A 6,744-nucleotide genomic window follows, 5' to 3' on the forward strand; every position below is an offset into this window, starting at 1 on the left:
GTCGGCGGGGCGGCGGGCGGCGCGGGCGTCGTCATGCGACGGACTGGAGGAAGTCCTCCGTCAGGCGGGCGAACTCCGCCGCCCGTTCGGCCATCGCGAAGTGCCCGCAGCCGGGCAGGATCTCGGCCTTCGCGTAGGGCAGGGCCGCGCACAGGGCCTCGCTGTCGGCGGGGAAGGACGCGAAGTCCCGTTCGCCGCCGACGATCAGGCAGGGCATGGTCATGCGGTCGGTGCGCAGGTCCGGGGTCCGCAGGTAGGTGTCGAAGAAGCTCACCCAGCCGTACGGGCCGATCCGGTCGCGCACCTTGAGCGCCATCTCCCGGCGCAGGTCGTCCGGGAGGCGGCCGCCGGAGCGGACCCGCAGGCCGTCGGCGAGGATGCGGTCGAAGTCGTTCAGGTAGTACGAGATCGCGTCCCAGCCGAAGGCCTCGGGCCGGGGCCGGTAGAAGGGCGAGACCAGCACCACGGCGCGGGGCCGCGGGGCGGGGCCGTCCTCCTGCTCCTCGTCGAGCAGGGCGAGCAGGGCGTTGGCCCCGAACGAGTGGGCGATCACCACGTCCGGGCCGCCCGGCACCCGGGCCGCCGCCTGCCGGACCCAGTGGGCCGGGGAGTGCCCGGTCCAGCCCGGCACCCCTTCGGCCCGCCAGGGGAGTTCGGCGGTCCAGACCTCGTGCGGGGAGCCGGCGGTGTGCTCCAGGAGGGCGTCCCAGACGTTGGCTCCGCCGGCCAGCCCGTGCAGCAGCAGGACGCGCAGCGGGTCGGTCCCCCGGCCGGGGCGGCGCAGCCGTACGGACACCGGCGCGGGTTCCCCGGTCACGGGGCGGCCGGCAGGGGGGTGAGCAGGAACCCGGCGGAGGCGTCGTCGCGGTCGCCGCCGGAGGTCACCAGTACGGGCCCGGCCCGGTGGTCCCCGCCGTCGGCGGAGAGCCGGTCGGCGGCGGCCGCGCACTGCAGGACGCCGAGGGCGCCGGAGGCGCTGCCGAAGCGGTGGGTGAGGTCGTGGCGGGGGACGTCGCCGGCCTCGTTCCCGCGGTGGCCCTCGGGGACGAACCACAGGGCCGGTGTGCGGCGGCCGTCGGCCGGGTCGCCCAGGAGCCGGTCCAGGCAGGCGGCGACCCCGGCCTCCCGGGCGTAGTCGCCGAGGACGGCCAGGCCGGCGGCGCCGCGCTCGGCGGCGGCGGAGGCCCGTTCCAGGACCAGGGCGACGGCCCCGTCGAGGAGTTCGGCGGCGGGCCGGCCGAGCAGTCCCTCGACGTAGCGGTTGGCGGTCTCGACGCCGACCACGAGGACCCGGTCGGCGCGCCCGGCGCGGATCATCACCGCGGCCCAGTGGACGGCGTCGATGCCGGAGGTGGCTCCGTTGCAGACCATCAGGTTGGGGCCGCGCAGGCCGTGGCGGATGGCGAGGGAGGAGGCGGGGACGTTGCTGGAGGCGTTGGGCAGGCCCATCGGGCTGATGCCGGCGACCCCGTGCTCCTTGATGCCGTCGGCGACCTCGCAGACGGTGTCGAGGTTGCCCAGGTTCGAGCTGACGACGACGCCCGTGGAGCCGCCGGGGACGGACAGGGCGCCGTCGGCCAGCAGGCCCGCGTCGCGCAGGCCGGCCTCGGCGGCGCAGAGGGCGAGCTGGGAGGCCCGGTCCTTGTAGCGCAGCCCGCGCCGGCCGATCAGGGCGCCGGGGTCGACGGGGTCGTGCTCCTGGGCGGGGCGGGGGTCGAGCAGGCCTGCGGGGCCGGTGAGGCCGGGCAGGGCGGTGCCGATGCCGGTCACAAGGACCTCGGCGGCCGACACCCCGGCCGCGTCCCGACCGTTGCGGGAGTGGTTCACCGTGCTGCCCTTTCCACGACGGCGACCGCGTTGACGCCGCCGAATCCGAAGGCGTCGACCTGGGCGAGGACCGGCCGCGCGGTGGTCTCCCGGTCGCGGACGAGCCGGAAGCCCGCCGCCTCGTCGATCGGTTCCCGCAGCCCGATGACGGGCGGTATCCGGCCCGACTCCAGGGCCTTGAGCGCGACGATCAGGCTGAGCAGCCCGGAGCCGCCCGAGGTGTGCCCGGTCATCGACTTCACCGCGGTCATCAGCGGGGTGCCGGCCTCCGGTCCGAAGACGTCGCCGATGGCAGCGGCCTCGGCCTCGTCGTTGAGCAGCGTGCCGGTGCCGTGCAGCATGACCAGGCCGATGTCCTGGGGCTTGACGCCCGCTTCGCGGTGGGCGCCGCGGACGGCTTCCGCGATGCCGTCCCGGTCGGGGGCGGTGACGTGGTAGCCGTCGCAGTTGACGTGCACCGAGCGCAGCCGGCCGCGTACCGCGGCGCCGTCGTGCGCGGCGCCCGTACGGTCGCCGCGGCGCAGGACCACGGCGGCGGCGCCCTCGCCCATGAGGACGCCCTTGCGGTCGCGGTCGAAGGGCCGCAGCACGTCCGGGGGATCCATGTGGACCCGGTCCAGGAGCCCGTACATGCTCTCGGTGAGGGTGTCCACGCCGGCCACGACGACGGTGTCGGCGGTGCCGGCCGCCAGCAGGTCGCAGCCCAGGGCCAGTGCGTACAGGGAGGCGGAGCAGGCGTTGGAGAAGGTGTGCGTGCGGACCGCCCCGAAGCGCTCGCGCAGGGCGGTGCCGAAGTGCAGGCCCGCCATGTCGAAGTCGGCGCCGTCCCGCCAGCGCAGCTCCGCCGAGCGCAGTTCGCGCAGGCCGGTGCCGATGAGGACCGGCACCTCGGAGAGGTCGTCGCCGAGTCCGGCCCCGCGGGCCGCCTCCTCGACGGCCGCGATCAGCCAGCGGGTGGCGCGTCCCGGCTCGTCGGTGCCGGGGGCCGGACGGTCGTCGATCTCGTAGGCGTGCTGCGCGCGGAAGCCGGAGCGGTCGAAGCCGCGGAGCTCCGCGCGCCCGCTGCGGCCGGCGCACAGGGCCTCGAAGACCTCGTCGACTCCGGTGCCGATGCTGGCGACGGCGCCGAGGCCGGTGAAGACCAGGTCGGGCAGGGGGGACTGCGCCGGTTCGGGGTGGCGGGTCATGTCCGGGCCTCCTCGTACTTGCCGAAGATCACTACGGAGTTGTTGCCGCCGAAGGCCAGCCCGTTGTTCTGGACGACCCGCAGCTCGGCGTCGATGGCGTGGTTGGGTACGCAGTCCACGCTGCATTCGGGGTCGGTCTCGACGTGGTTGATCGTCGGGGGGATGAACCCCTCGGTGAGGGCGAGCGCGCAGCCGATCGAGGCGAGGGCGCTGGCGGCCCCCATGCTGTGGCCCAGCATCGACTTGATCGACACGGTCCGGGGGGTGCGGTCGCCGAACACCTGCCGGATGGCTCGGGCTTCGGTGACGTCGTTGGCCTTGGTGCCCGTGCCGTGGGCGGAGATGAAGTCCACGTCCTCGGGCTTCACCCCGGCCGCGTCGAGGGCGAGCTGCATGCACTGCGCCACGCTGTCCTGGTTCGGGGCGACGGGGTGGTGGGCGTCGCAGTTGAGCCCGTACCCGAGCACCTCGGCGTGGATGCGGGCGCCCCGTGCCAGGGCGGAGTCGAGGCTCTCCAGGAGCAGTACCCCGGCCCCCTCACCGGTGAGGATGCCCTTGCGGTCGACGTCGAAGGGCTGGCAGCGCTCCGGGGCGATGGTGCCGAGCCGGTAGAAGCCGGTGAAGGTCTTGCGGCAGAGGGCGTCGGCGCCGCCGACGAGGGCGTGGTCGACCTCTCCGGTGCGGACCGCGTCGTAGCCGTAGCCGATGGCGTAGTTCCCGGCCGCGCAGGCGGTGGGCAGGGTGACGGCCTCGACGCGGCTGAGGCCGAACTCGTGGGCGATGGCGGCCGAGAGCCGGCCGGCGGGCACCCGGGCGGTGACGGTGGGGTCCATGTGCTCGGCGCCGCGCCGCACCTCGGTCTCGACGAGCTGGTCGAGGTCGCGGGACTCGCCGTCGGTGGTGCCGATGGAGATGAGGCAGCGGCCGGCGCGCAGGTCCGCCTCGGCCAGTGCCGCGTCCTCGAGGGCCATGCGCGCCGCGGTCACCGAGAACTGGCTGGCCCGGCCCAGGGTTTCCGGTTCGAGGTTCCTGATCCAGTGGGTGGGGTCGAAGTCGACGATCTCGCAGCCGTTGGCGTGATCGAAGCCCTCGGTGTCGAACGCGGTGATCGGCTTCGCGGCGCTACGGCCCGAACGCAGCCCGGAAAGGAACTCGGAGGCGCCCAGCCCGATGCTGGAGACCGCGCCGAGTCCGGTGATGACCACCCTGTTCGCCGGTACATCAGTCATGTTCATCCCGCTATCTCGCAGGCCGGCGGACCGGCCGTTCCCAAGGTGTTCCGTCCGTGGACACAGCGCCGCCCGGCCCTACTTCCAGTCGGCGGCTTCCGCGACGACCTCGTACACGCCGTCCAGGTTCACCATCCGGCCGAGTTCGGTCTGGTTGATGACGACGTTGAATTCCTTCTCCAGGGAGGCGAGGATCTCGATGGCACGCAGCGAGTCGGCGTCGTGGTCCTCTTTGAAGAGGCTGGTGGCGGTCACGTCCTCGGGGTCGATTTCGAGGATGTCGCAGACGATGTCCTTGATGGTCTCGCGGCGTTCTTCGGTCGTAGCGGCCACAGGAATTCCCCATTCATGGTGAAGGTGGTCCGGATGCCCGGAGGAGTACGCGGCTGACTTCCGCGTCGATTTCGAACCTATTCAGTCGGCGAGGCCTTCGAAAGGGCTCTGTCAGTTAGCTGCCAGACCGGATCGGCGAAGGGTCCGGAGGCGTATCGGCTGGCATTTTCCGGTCGGCCGGAAAGGGATCAGGCGGTGCGCCGCCAGGCGCCGGGTGCGGTGTACCGGCGGTGGCGGCGGGGTCCCCGGCGGCCGGGGGCCGGCGGGGCGGGCGGCGGCTCGGCGCCGGGGGCCGCGGTCCGGGCGAGGAGTACGGCGGTGAGCGCGGCCAGTTCCTCCGGGCCGGGCTCGCCCCGGACGATCCGGAACAGCGGAGCGCCCGGTGCGGCGCGTCCCGTGCCGGTGTCCGTGTCGGTGTCCGTGTCGGTGTCCGTGCTGGTGTCCATGGTGGTATCCCTCCCGTCACATCGGCGGGTTGCCGTGCTTGCGGTCGGGCAGTTCCGCGTATTTGGCGCGGAGCATCGCCAGGGAGGCGGCGAGCACGGCGCGGGTGTCGGCCGGGTCGATGACGTCGTCCACGAGGCCCCGTTCGGCCGCGTAGTACGGGTGCATCAGCTCGGCCTGGTACTCCTTGATCTTCTGCGCCCGGGTCGCCTCCGGGTCGTCGGCGGCGTTGATCTCACGGCGGAAGATCACGTTCGCCGCGCCCTCGGCGCCCATCACGGCGATCTCGTTGGTGGGCCAGGCGAAGGAGAGGTCGGCTCCGATCGAGCGGGAGTCCATGACGATGTACGCGCCGCCGTACGCCTTGCGCAGGATCAGCTGGACGCGGGGCACGGTGGCGGCGCAGTAGGCGTAGAGCAGTTTGGCGCCGTGCCGGATGATGCCGCCGTGCTCCTGGGCGACGCCGGGCAGGAACCCGGGGACGTCGAGGAGGGTGACGAGCGGGATGTTGAAGGCGTCGCAGAGCTGTACGAACCGGGCGGCCTTGTCGCTGGCGTCGATGTCGAGGACGCCGGCGAGCGACTGCGGCTGGTTGGCGACGATGCCGACGGTGTGGCCGTCGACGCGGGCCAGCGCGCAGAGCACGTTGGTGGCCCAGCGCTCGTGGACCTCAAGGAACTCGCCGTCGTCGACGATCTCCGCGATCACCTCGCGCATGTCGTACGGGCGGTTGCCGTCGGCGGGCACGAGGGTGTTCAGCGCCTCGCAGCGGCGGTCGGGGGCGTCGCCGCCGGTGACGGCCGGCGGGGGCTCCTGGTTGTTGCGGGGCAGGAGGGAGAGGAGGTAGCGGACTTCCTCGATGCAGGTCTGCTCGTCGTCGTAGGCGAAGTGCGAGACGCCCGAGACGCTCGCATGGACGTCGGCGCCGCCGAGGCCGTTCTGGCTGATCTCCTCGCCGGTCACCGCGCGCACCACGTCCGGGCCGGTGATGAACATCTGCGAGGTCTCACGGACCATGAACACGAAGTCGGTGAGGGCCGGGGAGTAGGCGGCGCCGCCGGCGCAGGGGCCCAGCATCACCGAGATCTGCGGGATGACCCCGGAGGCCTTGGCGTTGCGCTGGAAGATGCCGCCGTAGCCGGCGAGGGCGGTGACGCCCTCCTGGATCCGGGCGCCGGCTCCGTCGTTGAGGGAGACGAGCGGGGCGCCTGCGGCGAGGGCCATGTCCATGATCTTGTGGATCTTCTGGGCGTGGGCCTCGCCGAGCGCTCCGCCGAATATCCGGAAATCGTGGGCGTAGGTGAAAACGGTGCGTCCGTCGACGGTTCCCCAGCCGGTGATCACGCCGTCGGTGTACGGCTTCTTGTCCTCCAGTCCGAATCCGGTGGCCCGGTGCCGGCGCAGCGGTTCCACCTCGTGGAAGGAGCCCTCGTCCAGGAGCAGTGCGATGCGTTCGCGCGCCGTCAGTTTCCCTTTGGCGTGCTGTGCGGCGGTCGCCTGTTCGCCCGGCCCGCTCCGGACCCTTTCGCGCAGCTCGTGGAATTCCGCGAGCCGGTCCCCGGTACCACCCGTCGGTACAGAATTCATCGGCCGTCCCCCCGGCGATCGGTGGAATGTCCGCGCCGGGACGAACGACGACCGGCGCGTACGCGGCGTCGGCCGCGCCGGAATCACGGGTGGGGTTTCCGCGCGGCCGGGGCCCATTTAACCCGCCGGCGGGACAC

General features: G+C 73.0%; 7 protein-coding genes. All 7 read right to left on the bottom strand.

Annotated elements, in window-relative coordinates; translation table 11 throughout:
- Positions 1-31: 31 nt before the first annotated feature.
- Positions 32-817 carry an alpha/beta fold hydrolase gene (locus ACFVXK_RS21355; protein ID WP_389613927.1) on the bottom strand — a complete coding sequence of 262 codons (786 nt, stop codon included), beginning with the start codon at positions 815-817 and terminating at the stop codon, positions 32-34.
- The gene (locus ACFVXK_RS21360) at positions 814-1,827 is read right to left on the bottom strand and encodes a beta-ketoacyl synthase N-terminal-like domain-containing protein (protein ID WP_389613928.1); all 1,014 of its coding nucleotides are present in this window, start codon (positions 1,825-1,827) and stop codon (positions 814-816) included. Before ACFVXK_RS21360 ends, ACFVXK_RS21355 begins: the two co-directional genes overlap by 4 nt.
- Positions 1,824-3,014, bottom strand: a complete 1,191-nt coding sequence (locus tag ACFVXK_RS21365) for a beta-ketoacyl-[acyl-carrier-protein] synthase family protein (RefSeq protein WP_389613930.1) — start codon at positions 3,012-3,014, stop codon at positions 1,824-1,826. The genes ACFVXK_RS21360 and ACFVXK_RS21365 overlap by 4 nt, the downstream gene beginning before the upstream one ends.
- Positions 3,011-4,243 (bottom strand): beta-ketoacyl-[acyl-carrier-protein] synthase family protein, encoded by a 1,233-nt coding sequence (locus tag ACFVXK_RS21370; protein ID WP_389613932.1) that lies wholly within the window; start codon positions 4,241-4,243, stop codon positions 3,011-3,013. Before ACFVXK_RS21370 ends, ACFVXK_RS21365 begins: the two co-directional genes overlap by 4 nt.
- Positions 4,244-4,321: 78 nt before the next feature.
- The gene (locus ACFVXK_RS21375) at positions 4,322-4,576 is read right to left on the bottom strand and encodes an acyl carrier protein (RefSeq protein ID WP_358891785.1); all 255 of its coding nucleotides are present in this window, start codon (positions 4,574-4,576) and stop codon (positions 4,322-4,324) included.
- A 188-nt stretch (positions 4,577-4,764) separates the two neighbouring features.
- Positions 4,765-5,022 carry an acyl-CoA carboxylase epsilon subunit gene (locus ACFVXK_RS21380; protein ID WP_389613934.1) on the bottom strand — a complete coding sequence of 86 codons (258 nt, stop codon included), beginning with the start codon at positions 5,020-5,022 and terminating at the stop codon, positions 4,765-4,767.
- 16 nt (positions 5,023-5,038) lie between these two features.
- Complete coding sequence (locus ACFVXK_RS21385) at positions 5,039-6,607, bottom strand: acyl-CoA carboxylase subunit beta (RefSeq protein ID WP_389613936.1); 1,569 nt, start codon at positions 6,605-6,607, stop codon at positions 5,039-5,041.
- Positions 6,608-6,744 lie beyond the last annotated feature (137 nt).

This window comes from Streptomyces sp. NPDC058157, assembly GCF_042884105.1.
In the GTDB taxonomy this organism is placed as follows: Bacteria; Actinomycetota; Actinomycetes; order Streptomycetales; family Streptomycetaceae; genus Streptomyces.

Bases quoted from the DNA above. Each gene is read 5' to 3' on its own strand.
- ACFVXK_RS21365 (WP_389613930.1), bottom strand. From the start codon at position 3,014: ATGACCCGCCACCCCGAACCGGCGCAGTCCCCCCTGCCCGACCTGGTC.
- ACFVXK_RS21370 (WP_389613932.1), bottom strand. From the start codon at position 4,243: ATGACTGATGTACCGGCGAACAGGGTGGTCATCACCGGACTCGGCGCG.
- ACFVXK_RS21380 (WP_389613934.1), bottom strand. From the start codon at position 5,022: ATGGACACCAGCACGGACACCGACACGGACACCGACACGGACACCGGC.
- ACFVXK_RS21385 (WP_389613936.1), bottom strand. From the start codon at position 6,607: ATGAATTCTGTACCGACGGGTGGTACCGGGGACCGGCTCGCGGAATTC.